The organism is Paenibacillus glycanilyticus, from assembly GCF_051200795.1.
GTDB classification, from domain to species: domain Bacteria; phylum Bacillota; class Bacilli; order Paenibacillales; family Paenibacillaceae; genus Pristimantibacillus; species Pristimantibacillus glycanilyticus.
This window is the reverse complement of sequence record NZ_CP195155.1, coordinates 1,110,001-1,130,000: the sequence shown is the minus strand read 5'-3', so window position 1 is coordinate 1,130,000 and position 20,000 is coordinate 1,110,001. Positions and strand designations below refer to the sequence as shown.

The window sequence follows — 20,000 nt, the reverse complement described above, 5'->3', positions numbered from 1 at the left end:
ACCCATCCTCTTGATGCTTCTTCAGCGCTTTCTCTTTTACGTACTTCGGACTTCCCTCCGCCGCCTCTTCGTCGTAGAAAAGAAGCAGCCCCTCCGATTTGCGGAACAACAGCTCGTCTCTCGCCTGGAACTGCCAAGGGCCTGCATATGGCTGATGGCTTACCGCCCCGTAATAATCAACTTTGGTTATTATCTGCCGATAGTACTCTTTTTTCTCGTCGTTCCACTGCTCTTCGGGATTCATAAAAGCGGTAATGATCGATAGCTTCAGCTGCGGGTATACCGATTGAAGCTCCAGGGCTACTTCGCACACCCAAAGATCAAATCCGTATTGCCCCGGCGTGATGACCCATTCCAGCCCTTCTTCAATGAGAGGAATAAGCTTGGCTTCGATCGCTTTTTTTATATAGGGGATATGTTTATGCTTTTGATTAAAGATTTGGAGCTCATGTGCCCGATACCCGGTTGCAAACAACGTCTTCAAAGGTCCACCTCATTTCTTCATCCATCCAATATAACAGCATTCGGAGGCGGAGCGTCAGAGAATGTACGTTCTGTTTCATCTATGCAGATAATGAAAGAGCTGCCTCCATGGAGACAGCTCTTCTTCGTTTTATCTTATTTGTTCATTAACTGCATGAATACGGCAAGCATTTTGGCTGTCTCTTCGCGAGTTGCAACATCTTGAGGCGCAAAGTAAACGCCGGAATGGCCGGCTTTCGTTTTGCCGTTGATAATGCCCGCCTGCTGAACGGCCTTCACCGCTTCCTTCACGCTTGCCTGAATAGTGCTGCCGTCTGCAAAGGTAATGGCCTTCTGGCTGGCAGGAAGCTCGACGTTCATCACGCCCGCAAAGCGAACCAGCATAGCCGCCATTTCCGCACGGGTAATAGAAGCTTTCGGATTAAACTTACCGCCGCCTACTCCGCTTGCAATACCTTTGTCCGCTGCCCATTGCACGGCATTAGCATAATAATCGGTCGTACGCACGTCCGAGAACTTGCCTGCTTTGTAGCTGCTTAATTGAGCACCTGCGATGCGGGACAGAAGGACCGCAAAATCTGCTCTCGTCATTTTCGCTTTTGGCGAGAATTGATTCGAGCTTGTGCCGGAAATAATGCTGCGTGCCGAAAGATACGTAATAGCGTCTTTCGCGAAGCTGGATGTTGTGTCCTTGAAGGACTTCTTGTTGTACGCTACCGCATAACGGGAGAAATGAGTGACATCAAAGCTAACCGTACCCGTAGCAGGGTCATATACACCGGACGGTACGGTTACAAGCTCGCCGTTATCCGAGACGTAATAGATGATAATCGCATTGCGGTCTTCGCTTGCCGATGGGGTATACGGTACTTGAACATGTGCAGTGCCTCCACCAAAGGTAGTAATTGCACTGCCGTTTGCTTTTACCGCAAAATCAAACACCGGATGGCTCCCCACAGCTTGCAGGAATTCGGTACGCTTAACACCCGTTAAGCCTGCACCGGCCGTTGCCGCATCAGACTGGCGAACGGTAATCGTAACGTCATTGTTTTTCGAAGCTGCTGCAATAGATGCGATAGCTTTTGAGTCAAAGGATACCGTGCCTACTCCCGCTTCAATCGTTAAATTCGTCAGTGCTGCATCTTTAGCTTCGGTGAAGGTCCCCTTCTCAAAAACAATTGCAGCTTCTTTCGCTTTGCTATCCGGTATAGCCGATACCGTCAAGCTGCCTGTCTGGCCGGCTGACAATTCGTTACGCAGTTTTTTCAAAGCAGATGCAAACTGGCTGGATGTCACATTTGCGCTTGCTTTACCCGAACCGTTGGTTGTTGCTTCAACCTTCGTCACTACATTCGCGCCGTTAGAACCGTTGTCGATTACAGTTGTACCTCCGCCATTGGTTCCGCCGCTGCTCGGTTGATCCGGCGGTGTAACAACGATAGAGCCTGGTGCTACAGTTACGGTGCTTTCCGCTATAGCGTATCCGTCCGCGCTTGTTGCTTTTATGACGGCCGTACCTGCTTTCACAGGAGTAACCTTGCCATTCTGATCAACCGTCGCAATGCCGGAATCCGAGGAAGACCACGTAACGATGCTCGAAGCACCGTTTGCAGGCACAACCGTTGCCGTCAATTGGCCGGCAGCTCCGCCCGCTGTAAGTGAGAGGGCCTTCTGGGCAATAGACACTTGGGTTACGTTAAGCTGGTAGATGCCTACTTTACCGCCTACTTCGTAAGCAACCAGCACCAATGGCTTTCCGGTCGGGCTGACCGATGCAGGTATAAATTCGATACCCTCCGGACCGGTATCCGTATCCAGATTCACTTTATTGTCCGCGCCTTTAAATACACGGGTATTCGTATAGTTCGTAAACTGAGGATTCTCCGGATCCGTCACGTCATACGTCATCAAGCCGCCTACGCGCTCCAGACCGATAAAGGCAAGCTGCCTATTGCCTACTTTGCCAACCTTTATGTCTTCCGGCTCCGGACCTTTCTTCACGCTGCGGTCATCCATCGTAATTTTGCTGTTGCTGACGTTGAAGTAATCCGGAACGCGCTGAGCCGTAATATTCTCGAAATCATTGCCGCTGTCGTATACCTGGTCCATCGAATCCGCATTCCAGATCGAGAATGAACGGCCGCCGTACATGTAAATACCGTCGTTGCCCATATCGCCCGCTACTTCAATCGCGTCGTAGGCTGTTGTGTCTTTCAGGAACTTATAGGCTTCCGAATCAGGATCCAGGCTGCCCTTAAGCGCACCTACCGTGCTTGCGTTCACGCGGAACTCCGAAGCGTCGCCTTCGTTTGCCGTAAGCAGATAAGTCTTGCCGTTAACTGTATAAGAAGCAACGCCGTCTGGCATGTACATGCCTTTAAACGGCACTGTCTCCAATTGGATGGCGCCATTGGATTGAACATCTAGCGCATTTGCTGGATCATTGTAATCCTTGAGACCAAGAGTTTTTACCGCGGTAACCTTATGCGCAGCAATATCAACAACCGCTACGGCGTTGTTCTCTTGAAGCGTTACATAAGCGGTCTTTCCGTCAGCGGATAGCGTAATGTATTCCGGTTCCAGATCGTAGAGAGCATCTTCCTTTGAACCGCTCGACTTAACCGTATTCGTTACCGGATCCAGCTCGCCCCGGATATGGACGCCATCTTCAATGACAGACGGGTCATCGAAGTATGCTGGCGTAGATGTACCGGTTACAGTATCTACAATTGTGATGCTGCCTTTGGCATCCTTCGTGACAAGGCGCGGCTCCGCTTCGTCAGCCGTAAGGATATAACGGCCGTCTTCGGTCGATTTGATCATATCCGGCTGCACGCCCGATCCGTATTCGGTTACGTAATTGCCGTCATAATCGAGAACAATTATTTTACCAGGCTTAAGCGGATCCTTCTCTTGTACAGAAACGGAAACCCGCTTCGTTGTTGTATTGATATCTACGCTTGTGAGGTCACCGTAAACGAAACCGTTTGTCTCCGACAGATCCTTCACGAGAACGGTTTTCTCCTTCGCCAGTGTTCCCGATGCTTGGCCCAGGCTTACAATCTCGAGACTTGGAGGATTCCCGGAGCCGTTGACCAAATAAAACTTATTGTTGTCTTTGTTGAATTTTACGATCTCGGCAACGCCGCCGTCTTTATTCGTGACGCCAAGCGAGAAGCTCCCGATCTTCTCAACCGACAAAGTATCCTTCATCTCGCGAAGCGGCTGGCCGATTGTAAGCCAGAACGATTTGGTTCCCATTGCAACAGGATTCGCGCTGTCTGTCGCAGTCACTGTAATTAGAGAAGACTTGGCAGCCGCTGTAGGTGTACCCGTGATTTCACCGGTAGTACTGTTAATAGTAAGACCAGCTGGCAGATTCGTTGCGCTGTAAGTAAAAGGCGCCGTTCCGCCGGTTGCAGCAACCGTAGCCGTATAAGCAGTGCCAATTGTTGCTCCTGTGATTGCGGTTGTTGTAATCGTTACCGGATCAACTTGAGGTGTTTCCGGCTGTTCCGGCGTTGTTACTCCCCATGGGCCGAAAGCGCCGTTATGAGGTAGGGTAGCCGCCAGTTCCGTTTCTTTTCCGGCTACATTTAATGCCTCGTAATCAACTTGTTGAAAATCCGATTTATTATTATCCATATCAACTGTTGTCTTGCGGCGAATAGCTTTCTTCTTGGATGTGCCTTCGGTAGAACCTGTTGGGTATGCTGCTTCGTATCCGTCGATGTCACTGCCAGGATCATTACTGCCTGTACCAACCATATCTACATAACCGGCTGGCTTTGTATTAAATGGATTGGAGTCGGAAGCTGCAAGCTGAGTCTGATTGCTCATCAGGACTACTTTCATGCCTTTGTTATTAAAAAATTGCGTATCCCAGGCCTGATCAGCCTTTCCGGTAAGGCTGATTTTGGCATCACCTGCGTTTGCAGCCACATTCGCTGCCGCCCCCGTGATTAGGAAAGAGGAATGTGCTTTTATCGTGCCGGTCAAATCAAGCTTCTTCCAGTCTGATGTAATTGCTCCTGTTGTCGCACTGGTACCGCGATCGTTATATTGCAAAGACCATCCGGAGAGATTGATATCGTTATCAGTCTGATTGTAAAGCTCAATGAAGCCGTTAGTGAAATAAACCCCCGTTGAAGCAGCAGTTCCACCACCGTACACCTGATTGATAATAACGTGCGGAACACTGACGCTGTATTCATTAGAAGTATTGTAAGGAGTTCCCGCCAGTGGAGTTACGCCGCCATCCGCCATTGCCACACCGGTCCCCAGTAAGGCTGTAGCGGCGATTTCGGCAGCAAGGAAAATGGACAAGAAGCGCCTGCTTTTATTGATCATTTATTAGTTTCACTCCCATTTCATAGATTCTACTAAAATTGTAATGGGGGAATGTTTTCTAAAAGTTAATAGGTAGTTTAAGATATTGTAAACCATTGTTATTTCCCATCCTGAATAATTGCAAATTGCGCATGGATTAAGAAATGTCTTGCCAAGCAACACTATACTTATGTAAAATCGAGCAAGTTGCGCAAAAGTTGACTTTATGTTATGGAGGGTTACAGCTAGATGAAACCACAAGAAATCGGCGTCCACGAAAGGCCGCCAATGGGCCAAAGCCTCATGCTGAGCATACAGCATTTGTTCGCGATGTTTGGTTCAACCGTACTCGTTCCGAACCTGCTTGGCGTAGACCCGGCGATCTGTCTTTTGATGAACGGGATCGGCACTCTGCTTTATCTATTTATCGTAAAAGGTAAAATTCCCGCGTATCTCGGCTCCAGCTTTGCGTTTATCGCACCTGCCGGAGCGGTTATCGGCAACCACGCTTCCCACTCTGACGGTTACGCCGCAGCACTTGGCGGATTTATTGCAGCGGGCGTTGTGTTCACCGTTGTTGCGCTTATTATCCAAGCCGCGGGTACCGGCTGGATTAACGTCATTTTCCCGCCTGCCGCGATGGGTGCCATCGTTGCGGTTATCGGACTTGAACTTATTCCGGTTGCAGCCGGCATGGCTGGATGGATCAAAGCGCCAAGCGCACCGGCTGACCAAGTATGGACACCGGACGGAACGGCCATTACGATCTCCATCGTCACCTTGCTGATTACCGTGCTTGGTTCAGTTCTGTTCCGCGGCTTCATGCGCATCATTCCGATTCTGGTCGGTATCGTGTGCGGCTACTTGCTTTCTTACTTCCTGGGCTATACAAACTTCGATAACGTATCGGCGAGCAACTGGCTTGCGGCCCCTACGTTTACGACGCCAACCTTTGAATGGGCGGCTATTCTGACGATCGTTCCCGCTTCCCTGGTTGTTCTTGCCGAGCATATCGGCCATTTGATCGTAACAGGAAATATCGTTAAAAAGGATTTGTCCAAAGATCCGGGCCTGCACCGTTCGCTGCTCGGCAACGGCATCTCGACGCTTCTGTCCGGCTTCCTTGGATCTACGCCTAATACGACTTACGGAGAGAATATCGGCGTTCTTGCGATTACGCGCGTCTATTCCACGTTTGTTATCGGCGGAGCAGCCGTATTCGCTATCGTACTGTCGTTCTTCGGCAAGTTCTCGGCACTGATCGCAGGTATTCCCGCTCCGGTTATGGGCGGCGTATCGCTCCTGCTGTTTGGCGTTATCGCGGCTTCGGGTCTCCGGATGCTTGTCGAGTCCAAAATCGACTACAGCAAACCAACGAACCTGTACCTGACAACGGTTGTTCTCGTAACCGGCCTTAGCGGCGCGAAAATTACAATCGGCGACTTCTCCCTCTCGGGAATGGCGCTTGCAACCGTAACAGCGATTATCCTGAGCTTGCTCTTCAAGATCTTCGAAATTACTCGCCTGTCCAATGATTCGGAAGCTTCCGGTCATTAAAACGCAAAAGCCCAGCGGCCAATTGGCCGCTGGGCTTTTTTTATACTTGAACTAGCTTCTTTTTCTCCGCGTCATTACGTCGAAGATTACCGCAATCGCAAGCACGCCGCCGCGAATCATGTATTGATAAGAGATACCGACCCCCATCAGATTCATCCCGCTTGAGAGCGAAGCCATAACGATTGCACCGATAATCGAACCTGTAACTTTACCCACGCCGCCTGCAGCGGATACCCCGCCTACATAAGCTGCCGCAATCGCGTCAAGCTCGAACAGCGTGCCGGCTGTTGTTGTTGCCGACTGCAGACGCGCCGTGAAGAGAATGCCGGACAAGGCGGATAGAAGACCCATCGAACCAAATACGATATAGGTAATCTTTTTCACGTTGATCCCGCTCAAATGCGCCGCTTCCGGGTTGCTGCCTACCGCATAAATATGACGGCCAAGCACGGTGCTTGTGGTCAGGAAGTGATAAATCACAACGACGAGCAGCATGATAATAACCGTCCAGGAGAAGCCGTTATAACCTGCGATAATATAAGTAATGTAAGCAATAATCGCGGATACGAAGATCAGCTTTACGGTGAACATGCCCTTGGAGATGACTTCGAATTGGTATTTAATCTTGTTCCGGCGTTTGGAGACCTCAAAGTAAATAAAGAGAAGAATAACAAGCACGCCAAGCAGGAGGGACAGGAAATTCAGATCGTCCAGCTTGAACAACGACGGGATATAGCCATTACCGAGCGCGTTAAAATGCTCGTCCTTGACGATAATCGTACCGGTCTTCTCGGTTACGCGAAGCAAGGCTCCGCGGAAGATTAACATGCCGGCGAGGGAAGCTACGAAGGACGGGATGCCAAGCGATGCAACCAGCACGCCGTTAAACAAGCCTACAATAATACCGAAAATCAAGATAATCGGGATCGTAAGGTATACCGGGACACCTGCCTGCGAGAGTAGAATAGCGGCAATCGCTCCCAGAAAGCCTGCGGCAAAGCCAACCGACAAGTCAATATGGCGGATCACGATAACAAGCGTCATGCCTACCGCAAGCACTGCAATATACCCTGTAGCGTCAAGAAGATTGCTTATGTTCCGGGAAGACATAAACAAGCCGTCCGTAAGAATCGAGAACGTCAGCATAATTACAAACAAAGCAATGTACATGCCGTACTCGCGAATATTTACTTTCAGCAAGGATTTGCCTTCGATAAGGATGTTTGTCTTGTGTTCTTTATTGCCCTGAGTGACTAAGTTCATGGGTGATCCTCCTAAAATGAATGGCTGCGCAAAAGGCCGTTATACGCCGATCGCGGCGATTCATGCTTCTTCGTAAGCATTATCTATTGCGTTGCGAATTGCATAATATTTTCTTGGTTCGCTTCTTCGATCGGAAGCTCGCCTTTAATCGCGCCTTCGGCCATGACATAAATGCGGTCGCTCATGCCGAGAATTTCCCCAAGCTCGGAAGAGATCATGATAATGCTCATTCCCTCCGCAATCAGCTTGTTCATAATGGTATAAATCTCGAATTTCGCTCCTACGTCGATACCGCGTGTCGGCTCATCGAGGATAAGCAGCTGCGGCCCTACGAACAGCCATTTGCCAAGCGATACCTTCTGCTGATTGCCGCCGCTAAGATTGCCCACGATCTGTTCGATGGATGGAGCCTTAACGTTTAGCGAGCTTTTGTAATCGCTGGCGATCCGGATTTCCTTATTGTCATTGATGACGCCTTTCCGGGATATTCCGTTCAGGTTAGCCGCAGAGATATTGTTCTTAATATCCTGGATGAGGAACAACCCGTCGCCCTTCCTGTCCTCGGTTACGTAAGCAATGCCTTCCTTGATTGCATCTTTAGGATGCTTGAGCGATTTGGCGGACCCGTTTACCAAAAGCTCGCCTTGCAGTCTATAAGACTTTGGATTGCCGAAGATGCTGCGAGCAAGCTCCGTGCGTCCTGAGCCCATCAAGCCGGCTATTCCGACGATTTCTCCTTTTTTAACATGCAGGTTCACATTCTTGACGACATGTCTTCCCAGCTGAGGATCGTAAGCGGACCAGTTCTTCACCTCAAGGATGGTGCTGCCAAACGATTTGCTGTTTCTCTTCGGATAAATATCTTCAATTTCGCGGCCAACCATGTTTCGGATAATATTGTTTTCCGTGATTTCTCCCTTGGACCCGTCCAAGGTGCATATAGTACGTCCATCGCGAAGCACCGTCGCTTTATCCGCAATGGAGATGACCTCTTTCAGCTTATGGGAGATCATAATGCAGGTAATGCCCTGCTTCTTCAGCTCCCGGAGCAGATCGAGAAGGTTCTCGCTGTCATTCTCGTTCAAAGCTGCCGTTGGTTCATCCAGTATGAGCAGCTTTACGTTTTTGCTTAATGCTTTGGCGATCTCGACCAGCTGCTGCTTCCCTATCCCCAGTTCCTTAATCAGTACTTCGGGATTTACGTTCAATCCAACCCTTTGAAGCATCTTCTTGGCTTCGGCGATTGTCTGATTCCAGTCCACTACTGAGCCACGTTTAATTTCGTTGCCTGCAAAAATGTTCTCGTAAACCGTAAGATCGGGGAACAAAGCCAGCTCCTGATAGATAATGGCGATGCCGGCTTTAACGCTGTCGCTGATTTTGTTAAAAGCCTGGATATCGTCTTCGAACACGATATCGCCTTTGTAGGTGCCATAGGGATAAACGCCGCTCAGTACCTTCATCAGAGTCGATTTGCCGGCTCCGTTCTCGCCGATAAGGCAATGAATTTCGCCCTTCTCCACCTTGAAGTTCACGTCCGAGAGCGCTTTGACTCCCGTAAATTCCTTCGAGATATTGTTCATCTCCAAAATGTAGTTGCTCATCACTATACACTCCTTAAGCAAACAACTCTGCAAGTAAGGAATAGTGATAGACGAATCTATCACTATTCCCCCTTAAACCTTTATTCGTTTACGATTACAGACCTGTGAAATCGCTCGCCGCGTAGTAAGCGGAATCGATCAGTTTTTCCTTCACGTTGTTTTTGTTCACGACGATAACGTCGGTTTGTTTTGCTTTCACTTCTACTTTGCCGTTGTCATAAGAACCTGTAGTTTGCGGGTCTTTGCCGTTCAGAATGTCAACAGCCATACCCATTGCGTCTTTAACAAGCGTACGAACGTCTTTGAATACCGTCATCGATTGTTTGCCGTCAATGATATATTGAATGGAAGCTTTTTCAGCATCTTGACCAGTTATTACATAGCTCTTGATCGCGCTATCCGCTTTGAATACGTCAGCAATGGAACGTGCCGTGCCATCGTTTGGAGCCAGGATAGCTACATCGCCTTTCATGTCTGCAGCTGCGGCAGTCAAGTGAGTTTGAGCTTTGTTTTTCGCTTCGTTAGGATCCCAGTTCGTTGTGACTTGACCGATGATTTTGCTCATTTGGTCGCGGGACAGGTCTTTTGTATCTTTAAGAGCTTCAGCTTCGCTGGAGTTCGCGATTTTGAAAGTGCCGTCAGCGATTTTTGGCTGAAGTACGTTCCAAGCGCCTTGGAAGAACAGGAATGCGTTATTATCGGAAGCTGCGCCTGCGTACAGGTACAATGGCTGGCCGTTGCCTTTAGCGTTATCAACCAGGTATTGAGCTTGTGCCGCGCCTACCGCTACGGAATCGAATGTTACGTAGTAGTCAACCGCGTCCGTATTGGTGATCAGACGGTCATAAGAGATAACCTTGATGCCTTCTTTTTTCGCAGCTTCAACGGCCGCCGCGGCTGCATCGCCGTCTTGAGGACAGATAATAAGGACTTTGATGCCTTTATTAATCAATGTTTCCACGTTTTCTTTTTCTTTTGCCGAAGAGCCTTGGCTGAACAAAATTTCCGTTGTATATTTGGAATCTTTCAGCGCATCCTTGAAGCGCTCCTCGTCTTGAATCCATCTTGTTTCGTCTTTTGTCGGAAGAACGATACCAACGCTGATTTTGCTGTCGCTTTTACCGCATGCCGCAACCAAAGCCGTGAGCAGCAGAACAACCATCAAAAGCGCAAACGATTTGAAGCCTTTTTTCATCTTCGTTACCCCTCCAATAATGTCTTTGTTCCTTACACGACCAACTATAGCACGGGCAACTTCCAATGAAAGCGCTGTTATATAGCACTCTTTTATAACTGCCTAGACTTTTTTGAACTGCGGGAGCCGCAGGCAAAAAAATAAGACTAGCCCGTCTGAAACGAGCTAGTCTTATTCGCTTTTACTTCTTAACGACGTTCTTATAGACGTCTTCACGGGAATGGAAGCCGTCGGCAATAATCGTCTCGTCAATGTTGGATTTGTCTACGGCGATTGGGGACAGCAGCACGGAAGGCACTTCGATCTTGCCGTTATTGACGGTCCGATCCGCGCCGGTATCCTCGCCTTTCGCCAGCTTGACGGCAAGCTCGGCCGCTTTGTCGGCCAGCAGCTTGATTGGCTTATACACGGTCATCGTCTGCGTTCCTTCCACAATCCGCTGCGCGGCGGCGAGCTCGGCATCCTGGCCGGCAACCGGCAGCTTGCCCGCCAGCCCTTGCCCCGCTAACGCCTGAACGACACCACCCGCCGTAGCATCGTTTGCCGCAATAACCGCATCAATCTTATTGTTATTCGCTTCAAGCGCATCCTTCATGTTGGCCAAGGCATTCACCGGGGTCCAATCCTTCGTCCATTGATCATAGACAACCGTGATTTCCCCTCTGTCGATAAAAGGCTGCAAAACATTAAATACGCCCTGCTTGAATAAATGCGCGTTATTGTCCGTATCGGCGCCGCCGATATAAACAAACTTGCCCTTCGGCACAAGCTTGGTAATCGCCTCCGCCTGCAGCTCTCCTACCGCCTCGTTATCAAACGATACGTACAAATCCACGTCGGCGTTCTTTATGAGACGGTCGTACGCAAGCACTTTAATGCCGGCCGAATGCGCCTTCTTCACGATGGCTGCCGTCGCATCCGCGTTATGGGGAACAACAACAAGAATGTCGACCCCTTGGCTGATTAATGCTTCCGCTTGGGAAATCTGCTTGGCGTCATCCCCGTTAGCCGCAATAATCTCCACATCCGCGCCAAGCGCCTCGCATGCCTCGCGGAATAAATCCCGGTCCTTCAGCCAGCGTTCCTCGAGGAGCGTATCCATCGAAAAGCCGATCTTAATCCTTTTATTCGTCTGATCGGAAGGGGCTGTGGCGGCCTTAGGCTGTTCATTATTCAGGTTCTCGGCTGTCGCTCTACCGCCGCTATTGCTGTCGCAAGCTGACAAAAAGAAACAGACGATTAGAACGGCAATAAATAGAGTAGACCTTCTCCTCGCGAAGCCCAGTTTCATTCGCTTCTCTTCCTTCATCCCAAATTTTTAGCTCGAAGCCGATTTGCCAAGGAGCGTCTTACGGTATTCCGTTGGGGAAACCTCGCACATCTTTTTGAATACCTTGCTGAAGTAATTTGGATCATGGTAACCAACCATATAAGTAATCTCCTTTAAACTCCGCTCGGGATCGGCCATCAGCTTGATCGCTTTCTTAATGCGGCATTCGGTCAGAAAATCGATATAGTTAATGCCAAGCTGGTCTTTAAACATTTTGCTGATATAAAAAGGACTCAAACCAACCATTCGCCCGATCGCTTCCAGCGAAATATCCTCATGCGAATGATCCGTAATATACTGCTTGATTTGTTGTATCGCATCCGGCTCAATCCGTTCATGATGCTCCGTATACGACTGTCTCATCCGCTCTAGCAGAAGCTCGGACTCCGTCCTAAGCTGCCTGTAATCCTGCGCCTGGAAGGAGAACATCGGCGTATCGATCTCGACGCCCATCTCAAGCAGTACGCGGGAGGCAATCCAGAGCAGCTCGAGTACACGCTGCTGCGCATGCACGAGGTTTGCCCCTTCATTCTCGTAACGGCGGACGAAATCCGTCAAATCGTTGCGGACCTGCTCCCATTGCCCAAGCCGGATCCGGTCGAACAGCTGCTGCTCGAGCTGCTTGACCGGATAGCCGTCGCGCGTCACGCCAAGAACAGGGGTATCCTCATAAAACCGGTATTTAACCGGCAGCGACGGATCAATAGAAGCCATTAACGCCTCTTGATACGACTGCCGAATCTGATCGAGCGACTCATAAACGCCGCCGATCCCCACAAACCAGCCGTCATTGCCGTCCGCCTTCGCCACGGCGAGCAATTCGCGTGCCATTGTCACCGCCTGGGAGCGGTAAGACCTGTCGGCCTCCGGAAACACGATGATCGGAATTTGACGTCCGTACATCGCGCCAACCCATCCGCTTCCCATTGTTCGAACCTTTTCTTTAATAGAGATATAACAGCTTTCAGCGCCTGGAGGCAGTAATACGGTCATCGCGTACTTCTCGTTTGCCGTATGCACGCCAAGCAGCTCCACCAGCTCATCCAAATGCACCTCATGAACATGATCGAACAATAATTGCGTAACGATATCCGTCTCGATAATCGGCATAACTCTTTGCAGAGCCGTTCGCTGAAGCTCGGTTGTCTCTACCGTCTTCCGCTCCTCCTCAATGAGATGAAGAACGCGCTGAACGGTTGTTACGATCTCGGAGGCTTTACTTGGCTTGAGGAGATAGTCCTTGACGCCAAGCTTGATCGCTTTGCGCGCGTAGTCAAACGTATCGTAAGCCGTTACCATTATGAATTTGATCGACGGCTGATTTGCGCTTATCAGCTCGACCGCCTCCAGTCCGTTGATTCCAGGCATTTTCACATCCATTAAGATCAAGTCGGGACGGAATTCCTCCGCCAGCTGTACCGCTATATTCCCGTTCTTCGCTTGCTCAATAATAATGTCCGGCAATCCATGCTGGAGGATGGCCTTTAAACCTTCGCGCTCAATCTGCTCGTCATCCACAATCAACAGCTTATACATGCGTTAACCGGCCTCCCTTTCCTTCGGCAGCTTCAATATCACTTTTGTTCCTTTGCCCACTTCACTCTGAATGGCCATAACATCCTCCCGACCGTAATAAAGACGCAGCCGGTTAATTACATTGCCGAAGCCAATGCCCGTCGAATGCCCGTCTCCCTCCTGGCTGGCAAACCGGTCCTCCATGATGTGCGATATTTTCTCCTCCGATATGCCGCTGCCTTCGTCCTCAATCTCGATTCTGATCTCGGAGCCCTCGTCCCGGACGCGAAACGTAATCGTGCCTCCATCCTCAAGCGGCTCTATCGCATGTATAACGGCATTCTCGATAATCGGCTGGATCGTAAGCCCCGGAATCTGGACATACAAGCACTCCTCATCCACCTCTTCCACAAAGCGCAGCCGTTCCGTAAACCTTGTTTTCTGGATAAAAATATATTCGCGCAATACGCGGACTTCCTCATAAAGCGTAACCGGTCTGTCTAACCGCTTCAGGTTGTAGCGGAGCAGCCTTGCCACGCTTGTCAGAAGATCGCTTGTTTCCAGCGAGCCTTCCAAATAAGCCTTTTTCGATAACGTATCCAAGGTATTAAACAAAAAATGCGGATTGATCTGACTCTGCAGGCTTCTCAACTGGCTCTCCTGCAGGAGCAGTTTATTCTTCTGCAGCTCGCTCTCGAGCTGCGCTTTCGTCTGAATTTCCGAGATCAGATTGTTGATGTTGATCCTCATCCGGTCAAAGGTCTTGGCGAGGAAAGAGATCTCGTCATTGGCGTAAATTTCGATATGGGTATCGAATCTTCCCCGCGACAGCTCGCGGGCCGCTTGGGTAAGACGCTGGATTGGACGGGTGATGCTCAGTGAGAACCAATAAGTAAACAGCAGGAGGAGGAAGGTGATCAACGCCAGCATCCACACCCCAAGCTTCTTCAGCTCCACGGACTGCATAATCATGCCGCGGTAGAACTGGTCGTACGTCTGAAGCTCGGTCCCAAGCAGCGTTAGCGTCATCTCCGAAATATACTTCGATAGCCTTGTCGCCTCGGTAAAATCATTAAGCGCTTCTTCATTGTTCTTCTCGTTCAATAGACGGATTGACCGATTCGTGGAGTCCACCAGACTGTCGATGAGGTTCAAATAATTGGTCAAGGTAAAATGATTGCTGTTGTTGCGCAGATCCGCAATATGCAGCTGCGCGTCCAATAGTCTCTTCCGATCGCCCTCGACATTAGAAAGCTTCGAAGGGGTTGGCGTTTGTATGTAGTTGTTGAGCGAAGTGACCAGCTGCTGGCTGGATGCGCTTACCTCGTTCATTTGCAGGTACCGCTGCAAAATATCGTTATATTGATCCTGCATCTTCTGATTGTAATAAGTGAGGATAAACCAGATCGCAACCATGATAAACAGGACAATAGCGGTCAGCGACAATATCTTTTTCTGGACTGTATTCATTGGAGTTCATCCGCCTTAAGGAGTCGAATATCCGTAAAATAACCATCATACTTTAGGGGGAAGGTCTCGCCCTTCAGCCACTGCACCATTAACTGCACGCCTAGCTCGCCCATCATCTCCGGGGATTGCTCGATAATGCCGCTCATCTTCTTTTCCTTCAGCAAGGTCTTGATCTCCGGGCTGTCGTCAAAGGAGTAGATATGGAACTTGCTTAGCTGCGCGCGCTTGCCAATCTCCTGCACCATCGCGCTTGCATTGTTTGCCGTGACCGATACGAAAGCAGCTACATTCGGCTCTTTATTCATAATTTCGTTGGTAGCCGCAACCACCTTCTCCCTCGTGTCCCCTGCTACTACCGTAATAGGTTCGATGTCCGGATAGAACTTCAAGATGTTAAGAATGCCGTTAAGCCGCTTGCTCTGAAAATCCTCCTGACGATCCGATACCATAAGCACAACCTTGCCCTTATGCCCAAGATCTTCGGCAAGCTGGGTTCCTATCATTTGGCCAGCCTTATAATGATCCGAACCGATGTAAGTCCTTCTTAAGCTGTCTTCAATCGGCACGTCGTTAGCAATCGTAAAGATCGGAATTCCGTTTCCGGCAGCCTTAACCGTTGCCAATTGATTAAACTCATCCGTATTTAGACCCTGGACAAGAATGCCGTCTACTTTAGAGGCGATCGCGATCTCCATATTTTTCAGAAAATCCTCCTGATTGGTTCCGTAGCTGCCCCATACTTCAAGCTCGGCTCCATACTTGGAGGCGGCCTTGGATGCTCCGTTCTCAACTTTATCCCAAAACGGCGTATCCATCTCTTGGGTAATGAGAATGAGGCGGTAACCGGCTTTATTCGCGCTGCCCACATCGGCAGGGGCTGACAAATTATAATGGAACACATGTATAAAGGAAGAGAGGGTAAACCCTAGCAGCACCAGGCATATAGCAGATAACAGGACAATGACGAGTTTCCTCATTTGTCGGCTCCTTTGTCTATGAAACAATCTACTAAAACGCTTCCATCCATAGTTGCCCTCATCATAGCACAATAGACCTAGTCAAGAAATGTAAATTTTTCGCACATAAAGAATTGACATTAAAATAATCAAAAAGCTATAATTTTATAGCAGTATTGGATTTATATGGTATTTTAAAATTAGAAAACGGATGGTGGTTCTGATTAAAAAGTTTTTTAGCGTGGCGGGCAAAATTGTATTAAGCGGGTTAATCCCTATTGGGATTATGATTATTGTGGGGATCGGTTACGCCATCTACGCTGCCGCAACAGGCGCCGATATGGATGAGATCACTAAGGTTGGAGAGGCGCGGTGGACTCAATACCTGCAGACGGTGCTCTTTATCGGGTCTGCCTTGGCCATGTACGCGTGGTTTGAACGAAAGCGCAAGTGGCCGCTGGGACTAAAGCAAAAGCATGGAATAGACCGCGGCCTTCAAGGTTTTTTTGCAGGAATTCTCCTTATGACCCTCTCTGCCATTCTGATTTGGGCGGCAGGCGGTGTAAGCTGGGAAGCCTCAAAATGGAATCAGACCTTAATCCTTTCCTTGCTTGAGGGCATTATTTTATACATAGTTGTCGCCTTATCCGAAGAGTTATTCACACGTGGATACATTCAGGGACTTATCAAATATCATTATGGAACACCGGCTGCCATTATCGTAAGCTCGATTATTTTTGCACTTATGCACAGCATGAATCCGAATATGTACGAGACGCCGTTTCCGTTCATTAATATTTGTCTGGCAGGCATCCTCTTCTCAATAGCAAGGGAATTAACCGGAGGCTTGTGGTGGCCGATTGGGCTTCATATGAGCTGGAACTTCTTCCAAGGCTACGTATACGGCTTTCAAGTATCCGGAACGGAGCCAGTACCGGCCGTTCTTCAAATAACCGACAACGGCCCGATCCAACTGTCAGGCGGAGAGTTTGGCGCAGAAGGAAGCTATATGGCCTCTCTTGTCCTTATCCTCGGCATAATAGCCGTTTACTTTCTTTATCGAAGAAAAAATAAAACTCATTAATGTCTTTAAGCGCTGACCGAGTGTCAGCGCTTTTGTGTGTAAATATAAAAAAAGACTACTTCCTATCTGAAGTAATCTTGTGTTTATTATATGGAGCGGAAGACGGGAATCGAACCCGCGACCCTCGCCTTGGCAAGGCGATGCTCTACCGCTGAGCCACTTCCGCTTAAATGGCTGGGGATCAAGGATTCGAACCTTGGAGTGACGGAGTCAAAGTCCGTTGCCTTACCGCTTGGCTAATCCCCAACAATTATAGGTTTTTTGTAAGGTAATAATGGGGCGATCGAAGGGAATCGAACCCTCGAATCTCGGAGCCACAATCCGATGCGTTAACCACTTCGCCACGACCGCCATGTAATCGGTGCTTTTTGCACCTTCAAAACTGGATGCGAAAGTTTGAATTATCTTAAGCAGTAGTAGGATAAGCCCTCGACCGATTAGTATTCGTCAGCTCCACACATTGCTGTGCTTCCACCCCGAACCTATCAACCTCGTCGTCTTCAAGGGGTCTTATTAATTGGGAAATCTCATCTTGAGGGGGGCTTCACGCTTAGATGCTTTCAGCGCTTATCCCGTCCGTACTTGGCTACCCAGCGGTGCTCCTGGCGGAACAACTGGTACACCAGCGGTACGTCCATCCCGGTCCTCTCGTACTAAGGACAGCTCCTCTCAAATTTCCTGCGCCCGCGACAGATAGGGACCGAACTGTCTCACGACGTTCTGAACCCAGCTCGCGTACCGCTTTAATGGGCGAACAGCCCAACCCTTGGGACCTACTTCAGCCCCAGGATGCGATGAGCCGACATCGAGGTGCCAAACCTCCCCGTCGATGTGGACTCTTGGGGGAGATAAGCCTGTTATCCCCAGGGTAGCTTTTATCCGTTGAGCGATGGCCCTTCCATTCGGTACCACCGGATCACTAAGCCCGACTTTCGTCCCTGCTCGACTTGTTGGTCTCGCAGTCAAGCTCCCTTATGCCTTTGCACTCTCCGAATGATTTCCAACCATTCTGAGGGAACCTTTGGGCGCCTCCGTTACATTTTAGGAGGCGACCGCCCCAGTCAAACTGCCCACCTGACACGGTCCCTCTACCCGATTCAGGGTAGCAGGTTAGAACTCCGATACGATCAGGGTGGTATCCCAACGTCGCCTCCACACAAGCTGGCGCTCATGCTTCTCAGGCTCCCACCTATCCTGTACAGATCGTACCAAAGTCCAATATCAAGCTGCAGTAAAGCTCCATGGGGTCTTTCCGTCTTGTCGCGGGCAACCTGCATCTTCACAGGTATTAAAATTTCACCGGATCTCTCGTTGAGACAGCGCCCAAGTCGTTACGCCATTCGTGCGGGTCAGAATTTACCTGACAAGGAATTTCGCTACCTTAGGACCGTTATAGTTACGGCCGCCGTTTACTGGGGCTTCGGTTCACAGCTTCGGATTGCTCCTAACCGCTCCCCTTAACCTTCCAGCACCGGGCAGGCGTCAGCCCGTATACTTCGCCTTACGGCTTCGCACAGACCTGTGTTTTTGCTAAACAGTCGCTTGGGCCTTTTCACTGCGGCCCCCTCGGGCTATTCACCCTACCGAGGCACCCCTTCTCCCGAAGTTACGGGGTCATTTTGCCGAGTTCCTTAACGAGAGTTCTTCCGCGCGCCTTAGCATGCTCTGCTCGCCTACCTGTGTCGGTTTGCGGTACGGGCACCTTCACCTGGCTAGAGGCTTTTCTTGACAGCCGGAGTACATGACCTTCGCTACTGCAATTTTCGCTCCCCATCACAGCCTAGCTTACGCGAGTTGCGGATTTGCCTACAACTCTGCCTCACTGCTTGGACAGGCTATTCCATCAGCCTGCGTCACTGCCCTTCTGTGTCACCCCATTGCTCATAACGGTTTACGGTGGTACAGGAATTTCAACCTGTTGTCCTTCCACTACGCCTTTCGGCCTCGCGTTAGGTCCCGACTTACCCTGAGTGGACGAGCCTTCCTCAGGAACCCTTAGGCTTTCGGCGGACAAGATTCTCACTTGTCTTTTCGTTACTCATACCGGCATTCTCACTTGAATGCAGTCCACCAGTCCTTCCGGTCTGACTTCAATCCGCATTCAACGCTCCCCTACCCAAGTACCATAAGGTACATGCCATAGCTTCGGTGGTGTGTTTAGCCCCGTTACATTTTCGGCGCAGAGTCACTCGACCAGTGAGCTATTACGCACTCTTTAAATGGTGGCTGCTTCTAAGCCAACATCCTGGTTGTCTTTGCAACTCCACATCCTTTCCCACTTAACACACACTTGGGGACCTTAGCTGATGATCTGGGCTGTTTCCCTCTTGACAATGGATCTTAGCACTCACTGTCTGACTCCCGGTAAACATGTCTATGGCATTCGGAGTTTGACTGGACTTGGTAACCCTTGGCGGGCCCCGCACCCAATCAGTGCTCTACCTCCACGACACTCTTAACCGAGGCTAGCCCTAAAGCTATTTCGGGGAGAACCAGCTATCTCCGAGTTCGATTGGAATTTCTCCGCTACCCCCACCTCATCCCCGAATTTTTCAACATTCGTGGGTTCGGGCCTCCAGTGCGTGTTACCGCACCTTCACCCTGGACAGGGGTAGATCACACGGTTTCGGGTCTACGACCACGTACTTAATTCGCCCTATTCAGACTCGCTTTCGCTGCGGCTCCGTCTTCCCGACTTAACCTTGCACGTGAACGTAACTCGCCGGTTCATTCTACAAAAGGCACGCCATCACCCTTTTAACGGGCTCTGACTTCTTGTAAGCGCACGGTTTCAGGTTCTTTTTCACTCCGCTCCCGCGGTGCTTTTCACCTTTCCCTCACGGTACTGCTTCACTATCGGTCACTAGGGAGTATTTAGCCTTGGCAGATGGTCCTGCCGGATTCCGACGGGGTTTCACGTGTCCCGCCGTACTCAGGATCCGTCTCGGAGGCTGCAGACTTTCAAGTACAGGGCTTTTACCTTCTTTGGCGGGCCTTTCCAGACCTCTTCGTTTAATCTACAACTTTGTAACTCCATGTGAGACGTCCTACAACCCCAAGGAGCAAGCTCCTTGGTTTGGGCTAATCCGCGTTCGCTCGCCGCTACTGACGGAATCACTTTTGTTTTCTCTTCCTCAGGGTACTTAGATGTTTCAGTTCCCCTGGTGTGCCTCTTGTTAACCTATGTATTCAGTTAACAGTGACTGTCCATTAC

At 49.8% G+C, this 20,000-nt stretch carries 11 protein-coding genes, 3 tRNA genes and 1 rRNA gene (2 of these 15 only partly in view); 2 read left to right on the top strand and 13 right to left on the bottom strand.

The window, feature by feature from the left end:
* Both ACR9FF_RS05015 and ACR9FF_RS05010 read right to left on the bottom strand, forming a co-directional pair.
* On the bottom strand, positions 1-484 hold the 5' portion of the coding sequence (locus ACR9FF_RS05015; RefSeq protein WP_435169467.1) for a DUF1273 domain-containing protein. Its footprint begins 110 nt before the window's first position; only the first 484 of its 594 coding nucleotides appear in the window; it begins with the start codon at positions 482-484; its stop codon lies beyond the left edge, outside the window.
* 134 nt (positions 485-618) lie between these two features.
* On the bottom strand, positions 619-4,833 hold the full coding sequence (locus ACR9FF_RS05010; protein ID WP_435169465.1) for a choice-of-anchor I family protein: 4,215 nt from the start codon (positions 4,831-4,833) through the stop codon (positions 619-621).
* Between the two features lie 228 nt (positions 4,834-5,061).
* Between ACR9FF_RS05010 and uraA the strand changes: the two genes are divergently transcribed.
* Positions 5,062-6,369 (top strand): uracil permease, encoded by a 1,308-nt coding sequence (gene uraA / locus ACR9FF_RS05005; protein ID WP_127499235.1) that lies wholly within the window; start codon positions 5,062-5,064, stop codon positions 6,367-6,369.
* 51 nt (positions 6,370-6,420) lie between these two features.
* On the opposite strand, the gene ACR9FF_RS05000 is transcribed toward uraA, so the two are convergent.
* From ACR9FF_RS05000 to ACR9FF_RS04970, 7 genes are all read right to left on the bottom strand, one after another.
* Positions 6,421-7,632 carry a sugar ABC transporter permease gene (locus tag ACR9FF_RS05000; RefSeq protein ID WP_435169462.1) on the bottom strand — a complete coding sequence of 404 codons (1,212 nt, stop codon included), beginning with the start codon at positions 7,630-7,632 and terminating at the stop codon, positions 6,421-6,423.
* Between the two features lie 83 nt (positions 7,633-7,715).
* Positions 7,716-9,236, bottom strand: a complete 1,521-nt coding sequence (locus ACR9FF_RS04995) for an ATP-binding cassette domain-containing protein (RefSeq protein WP_435169460.1) — start codon at positions 9,234-9,236, stop codon at positions 7,716-7,718.
* A gap of 94 nt (positions 9,237-9,330) precedes the next feature.
* Positions 9,331-10,431, bottom strand: a complete 1,101-nt coding sequence (locus ACR9FF_RS04990; RefSeq protein ID WP_435169458.1) for a sugar ABC transporter substrate-binding protein — start codon at positions 10,429-10,431, stop codon at positions 9,331-9,333.
* Between the two features lie 181 nt (positions 10,432-10,612).
* Entirely contained in the window at positions 10,613-11,722 is a 1,110-nt protein-coding gene (gene xylF / locus ACR9FF_RS04985) for a D-xylose ABC transporter substrate-binding protein (RefSeq protein ID WP_435169456.1), read from the bottom strand.
* A gap of 27 nt (positions 11,723-11,749) precedes the next feature.
* Complete coding sequence (locus tag ACR9FF_RS04980; RefSeq protein ID WP_435169454.1) at positions 11,750-13,297, bottom strand: response regulator; 1,548 nt, start codon at positions 13,295-13,297, stop codon at positions 11,750-11,752.
* A gap of 3 nt (positions 13,298-13,300) precedes the next feature.
* Positions 13,301-14,746, bottom strand: coding sequence for a sensor histidine kinase (locus tag ACR9FF_RS04975; RefSeq protein WP_127499222.1), 1,446 nt, complete (start codon positions 14,744-14,746; stop codon positions 13,301-13,303).
* Positions 14,743-15,723 (bottom strand): sugar ABC transporter substrate-binding protein, encoded by a 981-nt coding sequence (locus ACR9FF_RS04970; RefSeq protein ID WP_201009142.1) that lies wholly within the window; start codon positions 15,721-15,723, stop codon positions 14,743-14,745. Before ACR9FF_RS04970 ends, ACR9FF_RS04975 begins: the two co-directional genes overlap by 4 nt.
* Positions 15,724-15,943: 220 nt before the next feature.
* Between ACR9FF_RS04970 and ACR9FF_RS04965 the strand changes: the two genes are divergently transcribed.
* Entirely contained in the window at positions 15,944-16,786 is an 843-nt protein-coding gene (locus tag ACR9FF_RS04965; RefSeq protein ID WP_435169451.1) for a CPBP family intramembrane glutamic endopeptidase, read from the top strand.
* 91 nt (positions 16,787-16,877) lie between these two features.
* Here the strand turns inward: ACR9FF_RS04965 and ACR9FF_RS04960 are convergent.
* From ACR9FF_RS04960 to ACR9FF_RS04945, 4 genes are all read right to left on the bottom strand, one after another.
* Positions 16,878-16,952: transfer RNA gene (locus tag ACR9FF_RS04960), tRNA-Gly, on the bottom strand.
* A 5-nt stretch (positions 16,953-16,957) separates the two neighbouring features.
* Positions 16,958-17,032: transfer RNA gene (locus tag ACR9FF_RS04955), tRNA-Gln, on the bottom strand.
* A 29-nt stretch (positions 17,033-17,061) separates the two neighbouring features.
* Positions 17,062-17,137: transfer RNA gene (locus ACR9FF_RS04950), tRNA-His, on the bottom strand.
* A 66-nt stretch (positions 17,138-17,203) separates the two neighbouring features.
* Positions 17,204-20,000, bottom strand: a 23S ribosomal RNA gene (locus ACR9FF_RS04945) (it continues 137 nt past the right edge of the window).

Excerpts from the sequence above, each read along its gene's own strand:
- ACR9FF_RS04970 (WP_201009142.1), bottom strand. The coding sequence starts at position 15,723 with ATGAGGAAACTCGTCATTGTCCTGTTATCTGCTATATGCCTGGTGCTG.
- ACR9FF_RS05010 (WP_435169465.1), bottom strand. The coding sequence starts at position 4,833 with ATGATCAATAAAAGCAGGCGCTTCTTGTCCATTTTCCTTGCTGCCGAA.
- ACR9FF_RS04980 (WP_435169454.1), bottom strand. The coding sequence starts at position 13,297 with ATGTATAAGCTGTTGATTGTGGATGACGAGCAGATTGAGCGCGAAGGT.
- ACR9FF_RS05000 (WP_435169462.1), bottom strand. The coding sequence starts at position 7,632 with ATGAACTTAGTCACTCAGGGCAATAAAGAACACAAGACAAACATCCTT.
- ACR9FF_RS04995 (WP_435169460.1), bottom strand. The coding sequence starts at position 9,236 with ATGAGCAACTACATTTTGGAGATGAACAATATCTCGAAGGAATTTACG.
- xylF (WP_435169456.1), bottom strand. The coding sequence starts at position 11,722 with ATGAAACTGGGCTTCGCGAGGAGAAGGTCTACTCTATTTATTGCCGTT.
- uraA (WP_127499235.1), top strand. The coding sequence starts at position 5,062 with ATGAAACCACAAGAAATCGGCGTCCACGAAAGGCCGCCAATGGGCCAA.
- ACR9FF_RS04990 (WP_435169458.1), bottom strand. The coding sequence starts at position 10,431 with ATGAAAAAAGGCTTCAAATCGTTTGCGCTTTTGATGGTTGTTCTGCTG.
- ACR9FF_RS04975 (WP_127499222.1), bottom strand. The coding sequence starts at position 14,746 with ATGAATACAGTCCAGAAAAAGATATTGTCGCTGACCGCTATTGTCCTG.